This window comes from Olsenella sp. KH3B4, from assembly GCA_900111695.1.
GTDB lineage: Bacteria > Actinomycetota > Coriobacteriia > Coriobacteriales > Atopobiaceae > Tractidigestivibacter.
On record FOHD01000001.1, the window covers coordinates 377,011 to 400,644 of the forward strand.

The window sequence follows — 23,634 nt, forward strand, 5'->3', positions numbered from 1 at the left end:
GAGATGGGCAAGCACCCGATTCGCCGACGTCCTCAACTACGCCCAGATAAGCACTGTTGAGAAGGAATTGGACGTTCTTGGGCATCCCTGGCGTGAATTCTGTCCACTTTCTTCTCAACGGCAACGGCACACGAGGCCGGGCGGGCCACCCCGTCTCTGGACGGACGCCATTCGGATGCACGATGGCAGGAATCGACGGTTGGTGGCAGTTTTTCGGAGATACCCCCAGTACAAACAGGTTTGAAACATGATGAACCGCAGGTCAGAGAATTGGGACTTTGCTACAGACACATAAAGAATCTCACCAAAACTGCTGCCAACCGGAACTCGCATCTGCCGTCTCGCGGTTATTCCGCTTTTGACCGCTGTGTTTCGCGTTGGTCGCCACGATGCATCTGTGCTCCTGTCGCGCATACCATAAAGCCGCACCGAGCGTGACCTAAGGAGATACAACATGAAGCTCTTTGCCTATGCCCTGCGCGAGTATGACGAGCTGGGCTACCTTGACGCCTGGGCGCACGAGATGGGATTCGAGTACGGCTGGACGTCCGAGTACCCCAGCCTCGAGAACGTTGGCTTGGCCAGCGGCTATGACGCCCTCTGCATCATCACCAACCCCATGAACGCCGAGCTTCTCGACGCGTTCCATGCGGAGGGCATCAAGAACCTTGCCACCAGGACCATCGGATACGAGCACATCGACGTTTCCCATGCCTACGAGCTGGGCATGCGCGTGGCAAATGCCCCCTACCCGCCCGAGGGGGTGGCCAACTACGCCATCATGCTGCTGCTCATGGCACAGCGAAAGGTGAAGCTCCTCTCGCGCCAGTCCCTAGCGCAGGACTTTGGCCTCCATGGCAAGCTGGGAAAGGACGTCTCTACCTCCACAGTGGGCGTCATTGGCACCGGTCGTATTGGAACCACCGTGGTGAAGCACCTTGCGAGCTTTGGCTGCAGGCTCCTGGCGTACGACCCCTACCCCAATCCCGAGGTCGCCAAGCTCGCAACCTACGTCGACCTCGACACCCTCTATGCCGAGTCTGACGCCATAACGCTCCACGCGCCCGGCCTGGCCGAGAACCGCCACATGATCGATGCCGCGGCCTTCTCCAAGATGAAGCGCGGCGTGACCATCGTGAACGCGGCGCGCGGCATGCTCATCGACACGCAGGCGCTGGTAGATGCCGTGGAGTCCGGACAGGTTGGCGCGGCGGCGCTCGACACCATCGAGCACGAGGAGGACCTCTACTACCTCGACCGCAGCCGAGACGTGCTTCCCAACCGCGATCGCTCGATCCTCATGGCCTTCCCCAACGTGATCGTCTCGCCGCACATGGCGTTCTACACCGCCGAGGACGTTGAGGCAATGATCCGCAATTCCGCAAGCGCGCTCCTCGCTTTTGAGCGAGGCGAGGAGACGCCCTTCGAGGTACGCCACTAGCAAGGGCGAGTCCACGAGCACGAAAGGAACGAGCGTCTCGCCGCGAAGACCATACGGAGAAAAAGGGGGCCGGCGTCTCTAGGACTGCCGGCCCCCTCGTGTCATGTGGACTTAGCTCTGAACTATTAGGGTGGTAACGCTCCTTTGCAATCGCAACCTGTAGAACTTCTGTCTACACGTCGCCAGGTTGCTAGCGCCCTTGATGCGATTTACGCTTCGCGTTGCTGGCCCTCCCGGGACCTACAAACGGGCGTGCCTTGGGTTGGCGGCCGCAGACAGGTTTGAATGTATCTCGTCTTCACTGCCCATCGGTATCGCCTCCCTCACTCGAGCTCCGGGCCGTGCCTCGAAGCTAACCTTCGTTTCGATGAAGTATGTACCCTGGCGTCTGAGAAGTAAACAACACTTGATGCGGCTTGTGTTTAAAAACTGATGGTAGCCACGTAAGTCAAGGAGGGATCGGGGTAGCCAGCACCGGCGCGCGGCCCGTCAAACGACCATGTGCCACACATGCCCTGCTGGGCAAGGCCAGCCTCAAGGTGGAGCATGGCTATCCCCATGTCCACGAGCTGCACGTCCCCGATGGGGCGCAGCGGCAGCGTGCGATGCTCAAAGAGGTCGATGCGACCATCCGAGCAGACCAGGCGCCACGGCTGGAGATTCTGCGCCGAGGGCGCCGCGCGCACGCAGGTGAGAGCGGTGGCGAGTGCGGGGTCAAGCTCGTCCGGTGAGGACATGGGGTGTGCGAAGTCACCTCGGAAGACGAGCGCGTTCCACGGCGCCCGCTCGTCCGCATGCAGCTTCGAGCGCATGACGCGCTCGAGCGCGGACATGCGGGCCGCAGGCGTACCAACGGCGATGACGGCAGGCGTGATGCGGTTCTCGTCCACCTCCGCCACGCGCTCGAACGCAGGGCGGTCAATGGTGCCCGCAAGCCAGGCCGTCCCCAGACCGTGCGACGTCGCTGCGAGGATCAGGCGCTCGACCACGTAGCCAAAGGCCTCCTCGGCGTGCGCACGGCGCGAGAGTGAGCCAACCACGTACCAGTTGGTTCCACGAATCACGCGGCTGGTGGCGCCGTACGCCTCGGCGTCAATAAGCCGCAGGTCAATCGGTATGCCATAGGGGTTCTCGTCATGGGATGCCAGGGTTTCGAGAGGCTCGCGAGCCTCCGAAGAGAGCGGCGAGGCGTCGAAGGTGCGCACGGTGCGACGGAGCTCGCACGCAGATGCAAGAACAGCGGCCTCTGTTGCTTCCATGTCGACGCTCCTTCATCAAGCCTCGAACCGATAGCGGGCAGCCCCGGGCCCGTGCGCATTCCCCACCATGCTAGCGCACACGTTGTGCCTCAAGTACCGCCAAGCGCGACCAATCGGGCGGGCGGCAGGCGCGCACCCCTTTCGAGCTGCATCTTATTTGGAGAAACAATCGCTTGCCGACGAGAAGGGAACATTATCCAAACGCGGGACTAACTCTGAGCCAACGGGGATATAGTCAATCTATGCAGGTCATGGTCGTTCGGCGAAAGGACATGCCATGGGAAAGAAAGCGGCAGAGGCGCTCGATATCAGCTACAACGATCTGGCCGACTACCTTCATAGGAATCATTCCGTGTACATGAAGGTTGGGTCGGCCATTTACTACCTCACGGACGTCAACTTTGAGGCTTGGCGCGCGCAGGACACCTCGCGGCGCAACTCCAAGAACCACTTCGTAGACTGCAGCGAGCTTGTCGACACGGTCGACGAGTTCCTCATGCTCCCCTTTGTCCACGGCAAGACCATCAAGGATGTGTTTGACCAGGCAACCTTCTATGCCTCGGTCAAGGGCGAGAAGACCGCGTAGGTCCACTGCCATAGCTGCTCATGGCCCCGTTGGCAGTTGCCGACGGGGCCGTTTTGTGTACCCCCCGCCTCGCGGGGGCCTGGAGGGCGGGAGTGGCGGGGAGAATCCGAGGGGCTGCGGGATCCCGAGGGCGGCTCGCGGGGTCCGGAAGGCGGCTCGCGCTGAAAACTGCGACTTAATTGCAGTCGTGCGAAGGGTGTGCCGAGAAGAACCGCAGGTAGAACGCTTGGTCCTTCTCGGCACACTGCAATTAAGCCGCAGTTTTGGTTTCGCGCAGCGCTGGACGGCCGAGACGGGCGGGCGGACGGACGAGACGCGCGCCCCCGGTCGCGGCGCCCCGGAGGCGCTACTTCTCGTCCACCGGACACTGGGCCTCGAAAGTCTCCTCAACCTCGGTATCCACGCCATCTTCCTCGGCAAGCGCCGGGATGAGCACGCGGTACGCGTTCTCGGTAGCGTTCTCGTGCGGAGACCGCTTGGCGTAGCGCTTGACTGCCGCAGCAGACTTGTTGATTGCCTGCAACGTGCCAGCTCCAGCCACGCAGCCACCCGGGCACGCCATGCCTTCAAGCAGGTAGCCAGGGTACTTGCCACGTACGGCGTCCTTCATCATCTTGCGGCAGTCCTCGAGGCCCTCCGCATTCGCCACATTGACCTCGCGATCGGGGTAGCGACGGTGAATGGCGTTGACCACGGCCGTGGCCACGCCTCCCGCCACGGCAAAGCCGCGACCGTCGGCAGACGCAACGTCGAAGTCGCTCTTGTTGTCGTCGGCCAGAGAGAGATAGTCGATCTGCTTGGCCTCCATCATGCCCGCCATCTCCTCGAAGGTGAGCACGAAGTCCACCTCGCTCCTGATGGACTTGCGCATGGCCTCGAGCTTCTTGGCGGCGCAGGGCCCCACAAAGACGATCTTGGCGTGGGGGTGCTGGGTGCGAATCATGCGCGCCGTGAGCGTCATGGGCGTGAGAGCCATGGAGATGCAGTTGGCGTACTTGGGGAACTCCTTCTTGGCCATGACCGACCACGCGGGGCAGCACGACGTGCCCATGAAGGGGAGCTTGTCGGGGACCTCGTTCATGAAGTCCTCGGCCTCCTGGATGGTACAGAGGTCCGCTCCAAGCGCGACCTCCTCAACGCCAGAGAAGCCCAGCTGGTGGAAGGCCTCACGCAGCTTGCCCACATTGCCCTTGCCGCCAAACTGGCCGACAAACGCCGGCGCCACGGCAGCAATGACCTCGTCGCCTGCGTTGATGGCCTGGATGACCTGGAAGATCTGGCTCTTATCGGCAATGGCGCCAAATGGGCAGTTGATGAGGCACTGTCCGCAGGAGACGCACTTCTCGTAGTCAATCTCCGCACGACCGTGCTCGTCGGAGCAAATGGCCTTCATGCCGCAGGCCGAGGCGCAGGGCCGCTCCTTGTGGAGAATGGCGTGGTAGGGGCACACCTTGGCGCACTGGCCACAGTGGATGCACTTCTCCTGGTCGATGTGGGCCTTCTTGTCCACAAACGTGATGGCGCCCTTGGGGCATATCTCGCGGCAGGGGTGCGCCAGGCAGCCCTGGCACATGTTGGTCACGCGATAGACGTTGTCCTCGCAGGCGTTGCAGGCAAATTTGATGATGTTGATGAGAGGCGGCTGGTAGTAGGTCTCGGGCTTTGACGCCTCGGCAAGGCCATCGGAGAGCTGCTCGGGACGGTCGACGCCCTGCAGGGGAAGGCCCAGCGTGAGGCGGATGCGCTCGCCCACGATGGCGCGCTCGAGGAATACGCTCTCACGGTAGGTTGCTACGTCGCCGGGAATGATCTTGTACGGCAGCTCGTCGAGCTTCTTCGCCTCGTCTTCCCCGCCCTCGTACGCAATCTTCGCCACCTCGCAGAAGACATTGCGCCTGATCTCGGTCAGGTTGGTGTACACGCCACGCATGGTGTCAGCCATCGGCGAATCCTCTCGCTTCTTTTCTGTTCTACGCGCCGCACTGCAAACGGCGTCCCCTTCATCAACAGTATCGCGCAACCGTGCTTGCGCTGCATGAGTCGAAATGGCGTTGCAAGCGGGCGCACAGCCCCAGTCGCGCAACTCCCAGCTACGCTCGGAACCTTTGCGGCATCTCGGTGCGGAGAAGCACGTGCGCGCCGGTCACCGGATGGTCGAACTCCTCCTCCAGCGCATGCAGCATGAGACCGCGCGCATCGCGGGCGCCGCCGTAGAGCACGTCCCCCATGATGGGAAAGCCCACAGACGAGAGGTGCACGCGAATCTGATGGCGCCGGCCCGTGCCCAGCTCGACGAGAAGGAGCGTGCTTGCCGACCTTCGCTCGAGCACGCGCACCCGTGTGAGGGCGGACTGGCCCTGCCCTGGACGGCACACGCGCATGCGGCGCGCGTCGTGACGGTCTCGGCCGATGGGCCTCTCTATGGTAGTCGCATCCTGCGGAAAGCTGCCGGCAACCTCGGCAAGGTAGCGCTTGCGCATGGCGTGACCGGCGACAAGCGCGTCAAACGCCGGCTGGTACTCCTCGGAGAGCGAGAAGAGCACAATGCCCGTGGTATCGACGTCCAGGCGCTGCACCGCCTGGGGGATGGCCGCCACACCCTGGCGCGCAAGCGAGACGCGCACGCGGTCTGTGAGCGTGGGGGTACCGGTACCGTCCCCATGCACTAGGATGCCCGCGGGCTTCTCGGCAGCAAGGCAAACGGAGTCCTGGTAGATGATGGTGGCAGGAGGAACGTCCAACACTGCGGGGGTAACCGCAGAGCGCACAAGGGCAACGGTCACCGTATCGCCCGCCAAAAGCCGTGACGGTGGTGCGAGCATCTCTCCGTCACGCGAAAGCTCGCCGCGCTGGAACGCGCGGGCAGCGGAGCGACGCGACATGCCCGTGTCCAAGGCCACATCAAGCGCCGAGCAGGCCTCGGGCACGCGGAACTCAAGCCGCGTGGCATCGCCCTTCTCGCCGAGAAACTCGCAACGCACGAACTACCTCCAGCCTCGCCGCGCCAAAGCGCTACTCACGCAAAGCGGCGCCGCAGGTCACCCGCACTCCACTCGACGTCGAAGACCGTCACGACGCCGACCTCCTCGTCAAAGAGATAATAGAGCGTGAACGGTGTGTCGGAAACTTGAAGAAACCTGCACGGAAAGGGAGGGCGTGCGGCAGGATACGATGGATCGTACGCTTTGCCGATCAAAGGATACGCGCCGAGAAGTTCAACGGTTTCCTCAATCCTTCTCATCACGCGTTCGAGAGTCACATTTTCGAGAAGGAAACTCTCCGCGTGTTGGGTGAGCAGCACCTCGCACGACATGGCGCTACCAGCCGCGCTTGGAGCGAATGCGGGCGAAGGCATCTTGCGCGGGGGCCGCCTTGCCATCAAGAACGTCCTGGTATCCCTGCATGAGACCGTCGTACACTGCCATTTCGCGAGTGCGGAGCTCCTCCTTGGCAGAAACCATGCGATCGAAAGCGTCCGCGTCCATGACCACCACGGCAGACTTGCCGTTTCTGGTGAGGTACAGAGGCTCCCCCGTCTTCTCAAGCTCGGATATTGTCTCGCTTTGGTGCCTGTTGAACTCGCTAAGCGACGTCATCGCCGGCATGCCGAGCCTCCTCTCGATGGGTTCGCATGTATTTTACTGCAAATATCATGTGAAACGGCAAGCAAAGAGGAAGCTCAGACCGGCATCGTCCAGCGCGACCCTACCCCCGGACGATGGCAGCCGCCTCACGCGAGAGTTCGCAGATGCGGTCGAACTCACCGGCGCGAATCATGGCCGGTTTGCACATCCAGGTGCCCCCGCAAGCAATGATGGCAGGGTCAGCGAGGTAGTCCTTGAGGTTCTCGGCGTTCACCCCGCCCGTGGGCATGAAGCGGTGACCCACAAAGACCGAGGCCAAGGCACGGATGGTGGAAAGACCGCCGTACTGTGCCGCCGGGAAGAACTTGGTGACCTCCACGCCCTCGTTGACCAGCGCCGTGACCTCGGTGGGCGTGACGCCGGCAGGAATCACGGGCACCTGGTGTGAGAGGCACCAGCGAACAACGCCCAGGTCGTAGCCGGGAGAGACCACAAAGCGGGCGCCAGCGTCAACGGCGCACCTGGCCTGCTCCTCGTTGAGGACCGTGCCCGAACCCACAAGGACGTCCGGGCACTCATTGGCGATGGCGCGGATGGAGTCGGCCGCAGCGGCAGTGCGGAAAGTGACCTCAGCCGCGGGAAGTCCGCCCTCGGCAAGTGCCTTTCCAAGCGGCACCGCGTCCTCCGAACGATCGAGCACGACCACGGGCACAACGCCGACCTGCTCAACGCTCTGATAGAAACCATCCATGTAACTCATGAGAATCCCCCTTATGGCAAAGGCCCTAGCGACTTACGCGCAGGGCAGCGCCGCTTTTTGCAACAGACTCGATATCGCCAACACTCACCAGGTTGGAGTCACCACGGACGGTAAGCTTGAGGACACTCGCCGCAATCGCGTACTCCCCTGCTCGATCGAGGTCGAACCCATGAAGCAGCGCGTGAAGAAGGCCTGCGCCATACGCATCGCCCGCTGCAACACCCTCGAGCACGTGAACGTGGTGGATGGACGAGAAGTGCGCCTGGCCGTCGGTGTAGATGAGCGACATCCAGTCGGAGTCCTCGACGGAGCGGATGTCACGAACGATCGAGGCGACCATCTTGCAGCCGTAGCGCTCGCAGACGTCAGCGGCTATCTGCACGTAGGCGTCGCGTTCCTCGATACCCGTGGCAAGCGAACCGGAGCCGTGGGAGATGCCGAGACACGCCTCGGCATCCTCGTCATTCGAGATGCAGATGTCAACGAGGGGCAGAAGGCGCTTCATTACCTCGCGCGCACGCTCGGGAGACCAAAGGCGCCCGCGGTAGTTGAGGTCGCAGACCGTGGTGATGTTGCGCTCACGGCAGGCAGTAAGGGCTTCCTCACAGGCTGCGGCCATCTCGGGAGACACGGCAGGGGTGACCCCGGAGACATAGAAGACACCGACGCCCTCGAGAATCGAGTCCCAGTCGAAGACCGAACGAGAGGCAAGGTTCATGGCGGAGTACTTGCGGTCGTAGACGCAGCCGTTGGGCCTCACCGACGCGCCCAGCTCGAAGTAATAGGTGCCAAGGCGATCACCCGTGCGGACCACGCGACTCACGTCCACGCCGTAGGCAGCAAGGCTGCGCAGCGCGCAGTCGCCTATACGGTTCTCCGGCACAACCGAAACATACGCCGCGTTGTCACCCTGATACGCAAGGGAGAGCGCGACGTTCGCCTCGGCGCCGCCGTAGCGAACGTCCATGCTCGTGGCCTGCTCCAGTCGCAGGTGATCAGGTGGTGAGAGACGCATCATGATCTCGCCAAACGTCAAGACCTTGGTTGTTGAATCCATGGCCACTCCTCCTTTGAGTAATTTAGCATGCTAGTTATGCCTGTGATCTTCTCGCCTTGGATATGAGAAGTCAAGGCGTTACGTGGTGTTTTCGCAAGTGAATTCCAAATATCGGCAAACGCGCATCCCCAGTGGTTGCCGTGATTCTGGCTTAACTTACATTCCAGTTAATGAGTAATATGCTAGCCACCACACTCAAGCCCAAGGAGAAGCGGATGCCAGACAGTACCGACCAGGACCAACAGGCCGAGCTCGCCTATGGCGCACTGAGGCGCGGCATCATGGAGTTTCGCTTTGCCCCGGGAGAACGGCTCTCCCCCACCGCGATACGCGAGCGCCTTGGAGTCGGACGCACCCCCGTCCGCGAGGCGATCGTGCGCCTGCGCCAGGAGGGGCTCGTTGTCACACGCCCAAAGAGCGGCTCGTACGTGGCCTTGGTCGACCTCGATGCCGCGGAGTGCGCGCGCTTCCTAAGGTCGAACACCGAGCGCGCGGTTGTTGTGGAGTGCTGCTCACGCGCAGGCGAGAAGGACATCGCCTCTCTGCGAAAACTCCTCGACAACCAGGAGCGCGCCATGAAGGCACACGATCAGAGGACGTTCTTTGACGCAGACAACCGCATGCATGAAGAGCTCTATACCATTGCAGGAAGGCGTCGCGCCTGGGCGTGGCTTGAGGAAACCAACCTCGACCTCGAGCGGTATCGCTGGCTGCACGTTCAAACGCGAGGCATGGGCTGGGGCTCCATCCTCGCCGAACACCAAGAGCTAGTCGAGGCCATCGCTAAGAAGGATCCCGAGGAAGCGTCCTACGTCACGGTCCACCACCTTCACGTGATGCTCGACGAGCGCAACGAGGTCACTGCTGCTTTTCCCGGCTATTTTGTTCAGGGACCGCACTAGCCGTACTTAATTCGGTAAGAGCCATTCCACGGGGCCCTTTGGGTCCCGTTTTTCGTGCGTCGAAACTCCCTGCTCTCCCAAATTACGAACGCCAGTTGTCGAAAAACGCTACGACGTGTGACCTTGTGCTGCGAACTCTCATGCACGACCATACCAATATCCTACTCGCGCACTAGAGATTGAGGAGCATCTCATGGCCACCATCTGTCACCGAATGTGTAGCGAAACCAGCACGGCGAAGCAGCTCGCCCGCATCCCCCACTTGGAACGAATACGACACGTCGGAAGGTAGCATCTCATGCAGGTTGATATCACGGCACTCTGGGCACTCGTCGCAACCATTGTGGCGTTCGCCCTTCTCGCCACGCTCAAGCGCCGGTTCAAGGTGGGGTTTGGCGTGCGCACCCTCATCGCGACCGGACTCGGCATAGTCATTGGCGTCGCGTTTGGCCAGGCCTTCTCGTACTACGCAATCTTTGGCGCCATCTACGCAAACGTGATTTCCGCGCTTGTGGTACCGCTCCTCCTCTTTAGCATCATCTCGAGCGTCACCAACCTGGCGGACCTCGTCCACCTCAAGGGCATCGGGGTAAAGTCGGTGCTCTACCTCGTGCTCAACACGCTCACGGCAACCCTCCTCACGCTGGCAATCGCGCTGCCCCTTGGCGTGGGAACGGGCTTCTCGCTTGACGGCGTCACGTACGAGGCCAAGGAGGTCCCCACGGTCACCGACACCATCGTTGGCCTCTTCCCGCAGAACCTCGCCGCCGCGTGGACCAGCAACGCGGTTGTCCCAATCATCATTTTTGCAATCATCGTGGCACTGGCGTACAACCGCCTTGCCTCGCAGCGGAAAGATGACGAGAAGGTCGACGTTCGTCCGTTCAAGGCATTTGTCGATGCCGGCAACAAGGTGCTGGGCGAGACCGTAAGCTGGGTCGTTGGCTTCACGCCTTACGCCGTGGTGACCCTCATCGGACGCGCCGTTGGACGCGCTGACGTCACCCAGCTCGTGCCGCTGCTGGGTGTTCTCGCCGTTGCCTATGTGGTTCTCGCCATCCAGTTCTTTGGTTTCGAGTCTGCCTTCGTGGCATGGATTGGCCGCCTGAGCCCGGTGCGCTTCCTCAAGGGAATGGCCCCCGCAGCGGTCACCGCCTTCACCACGCAGAGCAGCATCGGAACGGTCCCCGTTACCATTCGCTCGCTCACCCAGAACCTGGGCGTCGACGAGGACGTGGCAAGCTTCACGGCCGGCCTTGGCGCGAACCTTGGTATGCCCGGCTGCGCCGGTATGTGGCCAACGCTCGTGTCGGTTTTTGCAATCAACGCGCTTGGCATCCCCTTCACGCCGGTCCAGTACGCCTTCCTCGTCCTGCTCACGCTGGTTGTCTCCATTGGCACCGTGGGCGTGCCGGGAACGGCAACCATCACCGCCACGGCGCTCCTGGCCGCGCTGGGGCTTCCCGTGGAGACCATCGCCCTTGTGGCGCCCATCTCCTCCATCGTCGACATGGGCCGCACGGCGACCAACGTGCTGGGCGCGGCAGAGGCCTCGCTGCTTGTTGCGGCAGGCGAGGGCCTGGTAGACCACAGCGTCTACGACGGCGAGGATTCGTTTGGACTCAAGAACACGAGTCAGGCAAGCGCGGCGTAGCGCTTCTGTGACAGCGTCTCCGCGGGCTCCCCGGTGCCGCATGGGCATTGGGGAGCCCTGGTTTGTGTGCCCCACTTTGCCTAGCCACTCGTGGCCCACGGGCTGTTGGGCGAGCGTTGGATGCGGGGCAAGAGCCGTGCCGACTCGATGTTGCCTTACTGGCAAGGATTTATTGCGCGATATTCCGAGAAATCCTAACAGCAACTGGGAGAATGTCATTCTTAGAAGAAATAACGTTCAATAATTGAGAGGCAATAGGCCTTCGGGACTGAAAAGCCCTGCCTATTGGCCGCAAACTCCAGCCGATGGGATGAGAACCCCCGTGCCTACCGTCTCGCCCGTCCGCAGGCACAAGCGCCGCTTACAGATTTGTAAGCTTGCCGATAGGTTCCTGATGGTAAGGCCCCGGTATCATGTCCCTAAGCACGTTGAGCAGGCAAAACAGCAGCGTTCGCTCAACATCGCAGGCACGACGGCACCCCGCACCACCCGTTTGGCACACAAGGGCGAGGAGGACGCATGTCCCAGGAGACCGACCGCACCACAGATTCTGGCGAGCCTGACAAGACAACGCCAGCCGCCCACCCACTCGACAGCCTCCCCGTGATATCTGGGGACTCCCCCAGCGCCTCGCCGTCCCTGCCAGGCGAGACCGCCGAGGAGGACGAGGAGACCCGCAACGCCATGGCGAGCCTCCTCGCCCACCGCAAGAAGCGCCGCCGTAGGAACGTCATCATCGGCGCCATCGCAGCCTGCGCGGTTCTCGCCGTCCTCGTCTGGACGGTGACCTCCCAGCAGAGTGCGAACGTCCCCGAGGGGCCAACCCTCCAGACCACCCCCGTCATGCGCGGAGAGTTCACGGACCAGGTGAAGGCCTCCGGAAACGTCCAGCCCATGAGCTCCGTCGTGGTGACACCGGAGGTGGACGGCATCATCTCCGAGGTTTTCGTCAGCGAGGGAGACTACGTCGAGGCGGGCACCACCCTCCTCACCATCCGCAACGACTCACTCGACAAGGCCGTGCGCGAGGCGGACATCCAGCTGCGCTCGGCAAAGACGCAGCTCTCCTCCGCCAAGGAGAACTACAACACTGCCTACAAGGCATACTACGCAGACCAGACGGACCTCGCCACGGTGAACTCGGCCGCCGACGCCGTCGACTCCGCCCAGCTCGCACTCGAGACAGCCCAGTCCGCCTATGACGACGCCGTTGCCACCGCAGACAAGCGCACGGTCACGGCACCGGCCTCGGGCACGATCGTGGTCATGAACGCCGTCGAGGGCGCCGCCGTGGGCTCCGGGGCAGGCGCTGGTGCCGCCGCCACGGTCTCCTCTGGCTCGCTCATTACCATCGGCGACCTCTCGCAGATGACAGTATCGGTGCAGGTGAACGAGATGGACATCTCAAAGGTCTCCGTTGGGCAGGCGGCGCGCGCGACCTTCTCGGCGCTTCCCAACGTCGAGCTTGATGCCACCGTCACCCGCATTGCCACGGTCTCCTCGGCAGACGCCTCGAGCGCCCTGTCGGGCTACGGCGGAAACGTGGTCACCTATGCCGTCGATCTTCTCATCCCCAACCCGGATCCGTCGCTCAAGCCAGGCATGACGGCAAGCGTCACCATCTCCTCGACGGACATCCCCGACGCGCTCATGCTTCCATTGAGCGCCGTAGACGGCGAGGGGGACCAGGCCATGGTGGGCGTTGTTACCGGGCAGGACGATTCCGGCTTCCCCACAACGGAGGCAAGACACGTCACGGTGCTTGCATCCAACGGAACCATGGCAGCCGTCGAGGGTGACATTGCCGAAGGCGACGAGGTCGTGATAGGCGTGATGCAGGGAGGCGCGGAGACAGACGCGGACACCATGACCGGCGAGGCATCCTCCTCGAGCTCGGTGGCCTAGCATGGCCTCCCACGTCATCCACGCCGAGAAGGTCTGCCGCATCTACTCTTCGGCCGCCGGCCTCACGCCAGCGCTTCGCGGCGTGAGCCTGGACGTCGAGCGCGGAGAGTTTCTCGCCATCATGGGCCCTTCCGGCTCGGGCAAGTCCACGCTCATGAGCATCCTCGGCTGCCTCGACCGCCCCACGTCCGGACTCTACCTCCTCGAGGGCATCGACGTCTCAAAGCTCACCGACGACGAGCTGGCACATGTTCGCTCCACGCGGCTTGGCTTTGTCTTCCAGTCATTCAACCTGCTCCCACGTGCCACGGTGCTTCGAAACGTGATGCTTCCCCTGGTCTACAGCAGGGGCACCACCGCCGATCGCGAGCTGAGGGCGTGGCAGGCTCTTGCAGAGGTAGGCCTTCCCGAGAGCCTCTACACCCACCGCTCGAACGAGCTTTCCGGCGGGCAGATGCAACGCGTGGCCATTGCCCGCGCGCTGGTGAACGACCCCGCGCTCATCCTTGCTGACGAACCAACGGGAAATCTCGACTCCGCCACCGGAGAGCTGGTCATGCGAACGTTCAGGCGCATGCAGAAACGCGGCAAGACCGTAGTGCTCATCACGCACGACTCGAGTGTCGCAGGCTGGGCGGACCGCGTGGTGCACATACGAGACGGACGGCTCCTCTCTGACGAGCAGGAGCGCGCCTACGTGGCATCGCTAGCCCGGCGAGAGCGGCAGGCGCTCGACGGCACGCAGGAGGTGACGGGCGCATGAGAATCCGAGACCTCTTCTACGAGACCTTCTCGGCCATCCAGGCAAACCGAGGACGAAGCCTGCTCACAATCCTGGGCATTGTCATTGGCATCGCTGCCGTCATCTCCATGACAGCGCTCATAGACGGCGTGAAGGCATCGCTTGTGGGTGAGCTGGGACTTTCCCAGTCACGCACGGTCATGATCGACTGCTGGCCTGGTCGTGAGGTCACGATGGATGACATCGCGGCGCTCGAGGCCGGAATGTCTGACGACTACGAGTTCATCACAGCGGCGTCCTACAACTCGGGAGCCATCTCCAACGGTGTGACCCAGGAGAACAGCACCCTTCTGGGCGTGGAGCCAGAGTACTTCGAGGCCATGGGCACGAAAGCCATCGCCGGGCGCGTCATCATGCAGAGCGAGGAGGACGCAGGGTCGCGCGTCATCATGCTCGACCAGGCAATTGCTGAGCGCATGTGGGGATCGGCGGACGAGGCGGTGGGGCAGAGCGTCCACGTTGGCAACGACGACTACACCGTTGTGGGCGTGGTTGGCAGCTCGGGCATGATGAATGGCTACTCCTTTGTGCCGCTCTCGACCATGCAGAAGCGCATGAGCGGCAATACGGGCGTGAGCCAGATCATCGGCTTTGCCCGCGAGGACACGGACATGAGCGGCATTCCCGCACGGACGGAGTCCTATCTTAGGAGCTACTTCAACCTTCCCGATGAGGACCCCTCGAGCGGCGAGGCGCCCAACTACTACGTGGGCGTCACCACGATGGCCTCGGTCATCGAGCAGCTCGACTCGACGATGGGGGCGTTCCAGGCACTCATGACCTGCGTCGCTGGCGTTTCCCTCATTGTCGGCGGCATTGGCATCATGAACATGATGCTCACCAACGTCACCGAAAGGATCCGCGAGATAGGGCTGAGAAAGGCGCTGGGGGCGCGCCGCGCAGACATCACGTGGCAGTTCTTGCTGGAGTCCATCACGTTGTGCCTGGTGGGAGGCGCGTTTGGAATAATCCTGGGGTATGCCGGCGCAAACGTGCTGGCGCAGTTTGCCAGCATGTCGAGCGAGATGGGCGGGTTTGCGGTAACGCCCGTCATCTCCCCCACGGCGGTGGGTCTTGCCTGCGGCATCTGTGTGGGCATCGGCGTGCTCTTTGGATTCTACCCCGCCTGGCGTGCCGCGCGCCTCGACCCGGTGGAGTCGCTGCGGTACCAGTAGGGACTGCTCCGTTCCTCCCCTGCCGGCGCCGCGCCATCTGAGTTGCCGATACACCTCTGGGATGCCGATACATCTCTCCTGGGCTGTCGATACACATTCGTATGCCGAACCTGTATCGACCTGCGCGCGATACAGGTTCGCGCACGAATGTGTATCGCCGCGGCAATTCGGCAGCGACGAGAAAGATGGCGCGGCATTGGGTATGCTTTTCCTAGTTTCGGAAGGAGGCCGCCATGCTGTGGGAATATGCCCGCTTAGATGACGAGACGAGAATAGCCTGCTCAGCCACTCGGGCCGATGGGACGGTTCGCGTGGTTGTCGAGCGCCCAAGAGATGGGGGTCTCGACTCAGCGGAATGCCTTCTCCCCCAGTGCCGCTGGAAGGACGTGGATGGATTCTCAACGACCGAGCTTGAGTTTCTCACGGACTTCTTGCACAACAACGCCCCCCTCATCTTCGATATGGCCGAGCGGCACTCAGGCGAGAGGAACATCGCATAATGCCAAAGATACTCGTCTTTGGCACATTCGTGCTGTACTTTTGGGCTGGCGAGAATAACGAGCCAATCCATGTGCATGTTGGCGTAAGACGCCCAGCAGACGGTGACGCCAAATTCTGGTTGACCAATGACGGCGGGTGCATCGTTGCCCGACCAGGCGACCTCTCGAAGAGGGACCTACGAGACATCCAGCGTTTTATCGTCCAGAACCACGCCTACATCGTGAGCAAATGGGTGGAGTTTTACGAGGGGATTGAGCCTCGCTTCTATCAGTAATTGAAATGCGGGCTACCTGCTCACCTTGCCGGCTGCTAATGTGACGGGCGTGTGAGTCGACTTGACACAAATTGATACACATTCGTATGCCGAACCTGTATCGACCTGCGCGCGATACAGATTCGTGCACGAATGTGTATCGCCGCGGTATCGCCGCGGCACCGCTAGGGCGAGAAGAGCCTCGGCGGCGGGGCTTGCCCCCGCGACAACCCAGCCAGCTTCCTACGTCATCCTGGACCCGTCGGCAAACTGCTGGCGGAGCACCTGGTCAAAGCCGAGAATGGCAGACCACACGTGGCCTGCGGAGCGCCACGCCACCGAGAGCGGATAGCTCATCTCCTCTCCCAGGTGAATGACGCGCATGCCAGCCGCCTCGGGATCGGCGAAGGAGGTGGCGACAAGCTCGGAGGGCACAAAGCACGCCCCCACACCGCGCAACGCCAGGGCCATGAGCGTCTCGGAGTTCTTCGACACCACGCGCACCTCGGGCGAGATGCCCGCCTCGGCAAGCTTGCGCCGCGAGAACTCGCCGGGTACGTCCTTCTCGCCCATGAGAAGGAACGGGCAAGCCGCAAGCCCCTCTATCGAACCCGTGGCCTCGCAGGCTGCGGCCACGCGCTCCGCCTCCTCGCCGTAGAGGTCCTCGAGCAGAGACCGCGCAACGATGAGCACGACCTCCTCGCGAAAGAGCTGGTGTACCTCGAGGCCTGGTACACGCTCCGCGACGGTGGCCACGACCATGTCGAGCCGGCCCTCCCCCAGCTCTTCGACAAGCTCGTCGTTCTCGCCCTCGAAGAGCGCGATGGAGATGTGGGGGTGCGCCCGCTGGTACATGGCAATGGCGCGCGGCATGATGATGTGGCCGCGCGTGGCGGTGACACCCACGCGGATCCTGCCTCGGTCGTTGTGCGCGATGTCGCGGAACTCCTGGCCCATGGCGCGCTGCTCGGCCTGGAAGCGTCGCGCATAGGCGAGATATTCCTCGCCCGCGTAGGTGAGCGAGAGCGGGACGGTGCGCTCGACGAGCTTCACCCCAAGCTCGCGTTCGGCGGCGGCAACGCTTGCCGAGAGGGTCTGCTGGCTCACGTGCATGAGGCCAGCCGCACGCGTGAAGCTTCGTTCCTCTGCGACGGCGACGAAGTAGTCCATGGTCTGAAAGTTCACGACTCAGCACCCCTCAGCACAATTCATGCATGCAGCAGCACCGCCACTGCGCGTTTTTCCTGCTGAGTCCATATTACAAAATGATTTAGTGATTCATACCATATTAATCAGTTTGACTTGGTTGTCATGCGTCCATAGTGTTTCTCATGCCTTGGAAGGACGCGCTGAGAAGGACGAGGGACATGGCAGAGACGGCAACGCTTGGGGTGTTTGCGGGAATGCTCGTGGCGGGCACTGCCTTTGGGGTTCCCCTGGCAGCAATACTCGCAGCCGGGTTTGTGCTCTTCCTCGCCTACGGCATACGCCATGGCACCAGACTCCCCGAGCTGCTGCGTGCCGGCGCGTCATCCATGCGCTCCGTTGCCTCCATGCTCGCCCTCTTTGTGATTGCCGGTGCGCTCGCCGCGTCATGGCGCGCCTCCGGCACCATCGCTGCGATCGTGAGCTGGTCTTCCTCTCTCATCCAGCCGTCCGCCGCCGTACTTGCGGCGTTTCTCCTCTGCTGCCTCATGTCGCTCCTCATGGGCACGGCCTTTGGCACGGCAGCCACGATGGGCGTCATCTGCATGGCCGTCTCACACGCCATGGGAGCAGACGAGCTGGTCACCGGTGGCGCGGTGCTCGCCGGCTGCTACTTTGGCGACCGCTGCTCCCCGCTCTCGGGAAGCGCCGTCCTGGTGTCAAAGCTCACGAGCACGAGTCTCTACGACAACGTGCGTCGCATGCTGCGGACCGGCCTCGTGCCGTTTCTCGTCGCCTGCGCTGCGTACCTCGCGATGGGCATGCAGGCAAAGGGAGGTCCCAACGCAGCAGGCGTAGCGGCGGCTCTAGCCGAGAAGTTCTCGCTTTCTTGGCTTGTGATCCTCCCGGCGGCGCTGGTCGTGGCGCTCTCGCTCGCCCGCGTGAACGTGCTGGTTGCCATGGCTGCGAGCCTGGGCGTGGCATGTGTGGTGTGCGTTGGTGTGCAGGGAGTCTCGCCTGCTGACCTGCCACAACTTCTCGTCTTTGGCTACCACGTCGCAGACCCTGCGGTGGCGCCACTCATCGACGGCGGCGGGGTCGTCTCGATGGCCAACGTGACGCTCGTGGTGGGCATCTCGTCCACCTATGCGGGCATCTTCAAGAGGACGGGGCTGCTCGACGGCGCCGTAGGCGTAGTCACGGGCTTCTCGCGCCGCTCCACCCCGTTCATGGGGGTGCTGGCAACGAGCGTAGTCTCGTGCATGGTCGCGTGCAACCAGACGCTTGCCATCATGCTCACCGACCAGCTGTGCCGCCGCACCGAGGGCACGGGAAGTGCCCTTGCGCTTGACCTCGAGAACAGCGTGGTCATCGTGAGCCCGCTCGTGCCGTGGTCAATCTCCAACATAGCCGTGCTCTCGAGCGTGGGGGCACCGGCACTGAGCATCGTGGCGGCGACGTTCTGCTACCTGCTGCCGCTATGGACCCTGGCGATAAGCATCTGGCAGCGCAGGCGCCCCGAGTTTCCCGACAGCAAACCCGCTCAGCTCCTCGGCCTCACGCCCGCCGACGACGTGCGGAGGATGCCCGCCGCGGCGTAGATACGGGATTCCGTACGAGACGCGCCCTCCGGAGAAGAAATGACGCCGAAGCAGGGGTTTCATACGGGTTTCCGTACGAGACGCGCCCTCCGGCGAGGAATTGACGCCGCAGCAGGGGTTCCCGAGGCAATCACGTACGAAACACCCCTTCCGGCGCCGAATTCTCGCCGAAGCTGAGGTCCCGTACACAGTCGTTGCATAAACGTACCCTCCGGCGTCAACAGGGCGCCGGAGGGCACTAACACACCTCGAAAGCGGAGAAGACAAGGGCGACGTCGGGCCGTTACTTCTCGGCAGCAGCCCCCACAACGTCCTCGGCACTGCTCCAACGCTCCATTGCCTCCTCGACGGGCATGCCCGCCTCGATGGCCGCCTTTCGGGTACCGTTGACGGCCTGGATCTCCTCCATGCGCTTGCCTGTGAGGCTGTACCCCTTCATGGCAACAAGTGTGAGCACCCAGGCAATCATCGGGATCACGCAGAAGAGGACGATGGTCAGCCCCTTCATGCCGGGAACGTAGGCAGTCGTGGTGTCCGGCAGGTGATTGAGCCCCACGGCGAGAAGGGCGATGCCCACGACCGTGGTGGAAAGCGAGCTCACGAGCTTGTCCACGAACGAGAAGAGCGTGCCAATGACGCCGGGAGCATAGTTGCCGGACCTGAACATCTCGTAGTCCGAGACGTCGGCGATCATCGGGATGGCCATATCGGCCGTCGAATAGTACGCGCCGTAACCAAGGCCGTACAGCACGATGAACGCGATGGTGTACGCATTGAGCGTGAGGTGGAAGCCGCCGTCGGTCGAGAAGATCGAGAGCGTGAGGTCGGGGTTGCCGGGCTGCCACGCCATGAGCAGACCGCAGACGCCCAGGTAGAGCAGAAGCGCCATGCTCGTGAAGGTGACGAGCGTCTTCTTCTGGCCGGCCTTCTGCGAGAGGCGAAGCCCTCCCAGGAAGAATGGCGCGCTAAAGGCGTAGCCCAGGACGTACATGGGCAGGTAGAGCCCGTTGTAGTTGCCCATCATGCAGCTGTAGAGCAGGATGCCCACGCTGGTGTTCGTTGCCACGGCGAAGGCGAACTTGGTGCCGGACGCGGCAACGATAAGGCGCTTGAGCTCGTGGTTGTGCTTGAAGATCTGCACGTAGTCGTGGACCTTGAGCTGCGTCTTCGAGCTCTTGCCTCCCAGGCCCCAGAACTCGGGGCGGTCCTTGCCGGCTATGCCAACAACCGCAAGGGCGGTGAGCGCGGCAGAGAGGCAAATCACGAGCGGGATGAGGATGTTGAAGAACTCCTCGGTCCTAAAGCCAACGACGCCGCCGACAAGGCTTGCCACCGCCATGGTCACGCCCATGCCAACCAGGGACGCAATCGTGTTGAAGAGCGTGAACGTGGGGCGCTGCTTGGGGTCGTTCGTAAGGCAGGTCTGTCCCGAGCGCGTGCAGGACGTCTGGATGGAGTAGCCCACCATGAGCAAAATGTAGAAGAGGGTGTAGACCACGTACTTTGCCGCCGTCGCGTCTGCGGGGATGAGCCTCGTGCCATAGAAGAGGCACAGAGAGCTCACGATCATGACCACGTTGCCCAGGACCATGAACGGCCGGAACTTGCCAAAGCGTGTCTGCGTCCAGTCGATGAGCATGCCCACGACAGGGTCGATGAAGGCGTCGAGCGCCCGCGTGACCGTCACCATGGTCGTCGCGAAGGCAAGGAGCAGGCCCAGCACGCCCTCGGCGTAGTAGGCGATGTAGTTCATGAGCAGGACATAGTACACGTTCGTCGCGCCGTTGTTGAACGGGAACAGCACGAGCTGGTAGAGCTTCGCGCGATTGAGAGACGTCTCGCCCGCTCCGGGTTCCAAGCCATCTTGGCGGTTCTGGCCTTCTTTGCTTGCCATCATTCTCACTTTCACATGGTACTGACGTTGCGTTCGGGGCCGCCCACGCAAAGAATGCGTGGGCGGCAAAGAGAGGGGACTAAGACCTGGTCGAGCTGTCAGCCGTTTCTTCGGCAGTCTCGCGGATGGCACGCCTCATCTTCACGCCCTTGACGAGACGTCTGATGTTCAGGAACGAGAGCAGCGCAAAGACGGCGCCGATTCCGTAGAGAATCCAGTAGTACCACGGCATGGCATACGACACCTTCGAGTTCTCGCCAATGCCATTCATCGCGTTGGAGTTCACGACCGAATACATGATGCGGTGAGAAGCTTCGCGCATGGCGTTAACGACAGCAGGATCATCATCGAAAGCCTCGAGCTCAGGACCGCGCAGGCGGTTGTACATCATGTTGTCCCAGAGGTCAGTTCCCGCGAGAAGGCCGTCGGGCGTATCCATGTAGCGGGACATTGCGCTCATATCGGTGATTGAAATCCCCTGGAGACCGCACTCGCTGCGGAGATAGTCAGTCATGAGTGCCTTTGACTCTCCGCACCACTCAGCACCAAGTCGGTTAAAGCCGCTCATGATGCCCTGTGCGCCACCCTCGGTAATTGCCTTCTCGGTACAACGAAGGTAGACCTCGCGCATCGCCTGCTCGTTTGCCCAGACGCCAATGCCCATGCGGTAGGTCTCGGCATCATTGAGGGCAACGTGCTTAATGAAGACCATGGTTCCCTTCGACTGGATGCCGGACACCTCTGCGGCACAAATCTCGCCAGCGACAAACGGATCCTCGGAGTAGTACTCGAAGTTGCGGCCGCCGTAAGGGGTACGGTGCACATTGATGCCGGGGCCATAAACGCCGTTGTAGCCATTGACGAGGAAGTCCTCTCCCATTAGGGCGCCCATCTCGTTAATGAGCTCTGTATTCATGGTCGCAGCCATGACATCGGCAGAGGTGTAGGTCGTTGCAGAGTTACCACCAAGGATTGACGCGGTGAGGCCAGTCGAACCGTTTTCCTCGCGTGTCATCGGCATGCCCACGCTCGCAACGGTGTTGGTCTGGTGGAATCCGCATGCCACAAGTCGGACCATATCGTCCACGCTCAGCTGGTCGAGGAGGGACTCCCACGCCGGGTCATCGTAGGAAAGCCCGCGCATCTGAATTAGCTGCAGCCCATTCTTGGCACCCGTGACAGGCATCTCGCTGCTGATGGATCCCTTTTCATAGGTGGTATACCTAAGAGTATCGACCAGAGCGTCGGATGCGATCCATCCCTTCTGGGTCGAGGCAGCGGTGCCGGTCCAGTCGGACCTGCTCAGCCACGTGACCTTCGAGGGAGAGACAGAGCTCTTGTTGGGGTCCGCCTCGTCAAAGAGATTGGTGACCTTCTGCCCCGTTGCCTTGCTCGTCGAGCAAGAGTCGGCATCAAACGTGGGGTTATTCCAGGTGTAGACGAGATTGGAATCGCCATTGCTCGTCATTGAACCGTTGGTGCTATCGGGGGTGTAACCCTTTGCTGCAAGGAAGTTGTTAACTGCGGAGTGGGCGTTATCGGCAACCGTGATGAGGTAGTCACCAGCATCAAGAATGTACGTCTTGGCAGCGTTGGAGTCATAGGAAGCGAGGTCATCCAAGTCGACGGAGATGGTCACCGTCTGCGACTCCCCTGGCTGAAGCAGCTTCGTCTTTGAGAAGCCCACGAGCGCCACAGAGGACTTTTCGACACCATTCTGCTTGTCATAATCGGTGTAGGGACTCTGTGCATACACCTGCACAGCCTTCTTGCCCGCAACAGATCCGTTGTTTGTGACGGTCACCGTTACGTCAAACCCGTCTTCGGTTTTAGTGACCTCGTAGTCAGAGTAGTCGAACGTGGTATACGAAAGTCCGTGGCCGAACGGGAACGCAACCGTTGACGAGTAGTCATAGTCGCCCGCATTGCCCTGCTTGAGAACATAGTCCTCGTAGCGGGTCTCATAGTACCTGTACCCTACATAGACGCCTTCCTGATAGACGTTATACGTGTTGTTGACGTCATAGTACGGGCGACCTCCCTCAGCCTGATACTGCAGTCCAGCATCATCGGCGTTAGCGTAGGGCTGTCCATACAGGTTCCTTGTCGCCGGACTCGACTGCGCATTCATCGCATAGGTGTCGACAAGGCTGCCTGAGGGGTTTACGGATCCAGAAACGACATCCGCCACGCCATATACGCCATACTGACCAGGCAGGCCAATCCAGACCGCCGCATCGATACCGTAGTCAACGCCACACACGTCGGGGAACAGGAAGTCGCAGCTTGGGGCGTTCGAAGTGTTGAACAGCACGATTATCCGCTTGAAGACGCCCTCGTCCTTGAGCTGCTTAAGACCCGCAAGGGTGTCCTTTTCCTCTGGGGAGAGCTGAAGGTAGTCGCCATCAACCCCACTGTTATAGGAAATGCCAAGGGACTCGTCTGCGTCGGGGAGGTCTGCACCCTCTCCGCCGGAGCGGCTGACCACAAATACGGCGGCATCCCCATAGTCGCTGAAGGAAGTGCCCGCGCCGTCGAGGACGGTCTGCCATGGAACCTCGTTTGCGCCAAATTGGGGAAGGGCGACCTCGGGATTGTCGCTCGAGGTCTTCACGTCCGCGATGGAGCGCTTGTAAGTGGACGCGATGTCATCGGACGTGTAGAAGTTCCATAGGGTGTCGTTGATCTCGATGCCCTCACGCGCAAGGGCATCCTTAAGAGTCGGGAAGCTAGAGGCATCAGAGGAGCTTGATCCGGTGCCACCATACAGCAAGTCTACAGATGACCTGCTGAAGAGGCTGATCTTACTCCCGGAAGGCAGGGGCAGGGCCTCGTTCTCGTTTCTCAACAGAACGGCCCCCTCTGCCTCGACCTGCTCGCCGACCTTCGCCTCTTCCTTAGCGCGGTCCTCATCTGAATAGGAGGCTTCGAAGTACTGGTTCTCCCCTTCTGAGGGTTTAGGGCTAACGCTCGTGGTATCCGTATTTGTATACACGTTAAAGATGGTCTCGTAACCACGTACTACCATGGGCGCCCCAACGAGGAAGATGAGTGCCACCAACACCGTAAATACGGACAGGATGCTGAAGAGCACTACTCTTGGCTTCCTTGGTC

At 61.8% G+C, this 23,634-nt stretch carries 20 protein-coding genes; 10 read left to right on the forward strand and 10 right to left on the reverse strand.

Annotation, left to right across the window (positions count from 1 at the left end):
• Positions 1 to 454: 454 nt before the first annotated feature.
• Positions 455 to 1,441 (forward strand): D-isomer specific 2-hydroxyacid dehydrogenase family protein, encoded by a 987-nt coding sequence (locus BMX94_RS01715; protein ID WP_091002747.1) that lies wholly within the window; start codon positions 455 to 457, stop codon positions 1,439 to 1,441.
• A 422-nt stretch (positions 1,442 to 1,863) separates the two neighbouring features.
• Here the strand turns inward: BMX94_RS01715 and BMX94_RS01720 are convergent, their stop codons facing one another.
• Positions 1,864 to 2,700: a nitroreductase family protein gene (locus BMX94_RS01720; RefSeq protein ID WP_091002748.1), complete on the reverse strand. Its 837-nt coding sequence runs from the start codon at positions 2,698 to 2,700 to the stop codon at positions 1,864 to 1,866.
• Positions 2,701 to 2,977: 277 nt separating this feature from the next.
• Here BMX94_RS01720 and BMX94_RS01725 point away from each other — a divergent pair, with 277 nt between their 5' ends.
• Positions 2,978 to 3,286 (forward strand): CDP-alcohol phosphatidyltransferase, encoded by a 309-nt coding sequence (locus BMX94_RS01725; RefSeq protein ID WP_072354954.1) that lies wholly within the window; start codon positions 2,978 to 2,980, stop codon positions 3,284 to 3,286.
• Between the two features lie 346 nt (positions 3,287 to 3,632).
• Here BMX94_RS01725 and BMX94_RS01730 read toward each other — a convergent pair whose 3' ends face one another.
• The 6 genes from BMX94_RS01730 to BMX94_RS01755 form a co-directional block, all read right to left on the reverse strand.
• Positions 3,633 to 5,228 carry a 4Fe-4S dicluster domain-containing protein gene (locus BMX94_RS01730; RefSeq protein WP_091002750.1) on the reverse strand — a complete coding sequence of 532 codons (1,596 nt, stop codon included), beginning with the start codon at positions 5,226 to 5,228 and terminating at the stop codon, positions 3,633 to 3,635.
• Positions 5,229 to 5,376: 148 nt separating this feature from the next.
• Complete coding sequence (locus tag BMX94_RS01735) at positions 5,377 to 6,267, reverse strand: RluA family pseudouridine synthase (protein ID WP_286159980.1); 891 nt, start codon at positions 6,265 to 6,267, stop codon at positions 5,377 to 5,379.
• A 35-nt stretch (positions 6,268 to 6,302) separates the two neighbouring features.
• The gene (locus BMX94_RS01740) at positions 6,303 to 6,599 is read right to left on the reverse strand and encodes a type II toxin-antitoxin system RelE/ParE family toxin (protein ID WP_091002752.1); all 297 of its coding nucleotides are present in this window, start codon (positions 6,597 to 6,599) and stop codon (positions 6,303 to 6,305) included.
• Positions 6,600 to 6,603: 4 nt separating this feature from the next.
• Positions 6,604 to 6,891: a type II toxin-antitoxin system Phd/YefM family antitoxin gene (locus BMX94_RS01745; protein WP_091002753.1), complete on the reverse strand. Its 288-nt coding sequence runs from the start codon at positions 6,889 to 6,891 to the stop codon at positions 6,604 to 6,606.
• Between the two features lie 100 nt (positions 6,892 to 6,991).
• A complete protein-coding gene (gene eda / locus BMX94_RS01750; RefSeq protein WP_286159981.1) occupies positions 6,992 to 7,630 on the reverse strand; it encodes a bifunctional 4-hydroxy-2-oxoglutarate aldolase/2-dehydro-3-deoxy-phosphogluconate aldolase in 639 nt (212 codons plus the stop codon).
• A 25-nt stretch (positions 7,631 to 7,655) separates the two neighbouring features.
• Complete coding sequence (locus BMX94_RS01755) at positions 7,656 to 8,687, reverse strand: sugar kinase (protein ID WP_091002755.1); 1,032 nt, start codon at positions 8,685 to 8,687, stop codon at positions 7,656 to 7,658.
• Between the two features lie 215 nt (positions 8,688 to 8,902).
• Between BMX94_RS01755 and BMX94_RS01760 the strand changes: the two genes are divergently transcribed.
• The 7 genes from BMX94_RS01760 to BMX94_RS01790 all read left to right on the forward strand — a co-directional run bounded on the left by BMX94_RS01760 (position 8,903) and on the right by BMX94_RS01790 (position 15,900).
• Complete coding sequence (locus BMX94_RS01760; protein ID WP_177171282.1) at positions 8,903 to 9,589, forward strand: GntR family transcriptional regulator; 687 nt, start codon at positions 8,903 to 8,905, stop codon at positions 9,587 to 9,589.
• Positions 9,590 to 9,887: 298 nt separating this feature from the next.
• Positions 9,888 to 11,243, forward strand: a complete 1,356-nt coding sequence (locus tag BMX94_RS01765) for a dicarboxylate/amino acid:cation symporter (RefSeq protein ID WP_091002760.1) — start codon at positions 9,888 to 9,890, stop codon at positions 11,241 to 11,243.
• A 519-nt stretch (positions 11,244 to 11,762) separates the two neighbouring features.
• Complete coding sequence (locus tag BMX94_RS01770) at positions 11,763 to 13,148, forward strand: efflux RND transporter periplasmic adaptor subunit (RefSeq protein ID WP_091002762.1); 1,386 nt, start codon at positions 11,763 to 11,765, stop codon at positions 13,146 to 13,148.
• 1 nt (position 13,149) lies between these two features.
• Positions 13,150 to 13,911, forward strand: a complete 762-nt coding sequence (locus tag BMX94_RS01775; RefSeq protein WP_091002765.1) for an ABC transporter ATP-binding protein — start codon at positions 13,150 to 13,152, stop codon at positions 13,909 to 13,911.
• Positions 13,908 to 15,125, forward strand: coding sequence for an ABC transporter permease (locus BMX94_RS01780; RefSeq protein ID WP_091002767.1), 1,218 nt, complete (start codon positions 13,908 to 13,910; stop codon positions 15,123 to 15,125). Before BMX94_RS01775 ends, BMX94_RS01780 begins: the two co-directional genes overlap by 4 nt.
• Positions 15,126 to 15,358: 233 nt before the next feature.
• A complete protein-coding gene (locus BMX94_RS01785; protein WP_091002769.1) occupies positions 15,359 to 15,625 on the forward strand; it encodes a hypothetical protein in 267 nt (88 codons plus the stop codon).
• Positions 15,625 to 15,900: a DUF4160 domain-containing protein gene (locus BMX94_RS01790; protein ID WP_091002771.1), complete on the forward strand. Its 276-nt coding sequence runs from the start codon at positions 15,625 to 15,627 to the stop codon at positions 15,898 to 15,900. Before BMX94_RS01785 ends, BMX94_RS01790 begins: the two co-directional genes overlap by 1 nt.
• A gap of 222 nt (positions 15,901 to 16,122) precedes the next feature.
• Here the strand turns inward: BMX94_RS01790 and BMX94_RS01795 are convergent, their stop codons facing one another.
• Positions 16,123 to 17,064, reverse strand: coding sequence for a LysR family transcriptional regulator (locus tag BMX94_RS01795; protein ID WP_091002773.1), 942 nt, complete (start codon positions 17,062 to 17,064; stop codon positions 16,123 to 16,125).
• Positions 17,065 to 17,246: 182 nt separating this feature from the next.
• On the opposite strand from BMX94_RS01795, the gene BMX94_RS01800 reads away from it, so the two are divergent.
• A complete protein-coding gene (locus BMX94_RS01800; RefSeq protein ID WP_177171283.1) occupies positions 17,247 to 18,626 on the forward strand; it encodes a Na+/H+ antiporter NhaC family protein in 1,380 nt (459 codons plus the stop codon).
• Between the two features lie 283 nt (positions 18,627 to 18,909).
• On the opposite strand, the gene BMX94_RS01805 is transcribed toward BMX94_RS01800, so the two are convergent.
• On the reverse strand, positions 18,910 to 20,520 hold the full coding sequence (locus BMX94_RS01805) for an MFS transporter (protein ID WP_091002890.1): 1,611 nt from the start codon (positions 20,518 to 20,520) through the stop codon (positions 18,910 to 18,912).
• Between the two features lie 79 nt (positions 20,521 to 20,599).
• Positions 20,600 to 23,614, reverse strand: a complete 3,015-nt coding sequence (locus tag BMX94_RS01810; protein WP_218138434.1) for a glycoside hydrolase family 3 N-terminal domain-containing protein — start codon at positions 23,612 to 23,614, stop codon at positions 20,600 to 20,602.
• Between the last annotated feature and the right edge of the window lie 20 nt (positions 23,615 to 23,634).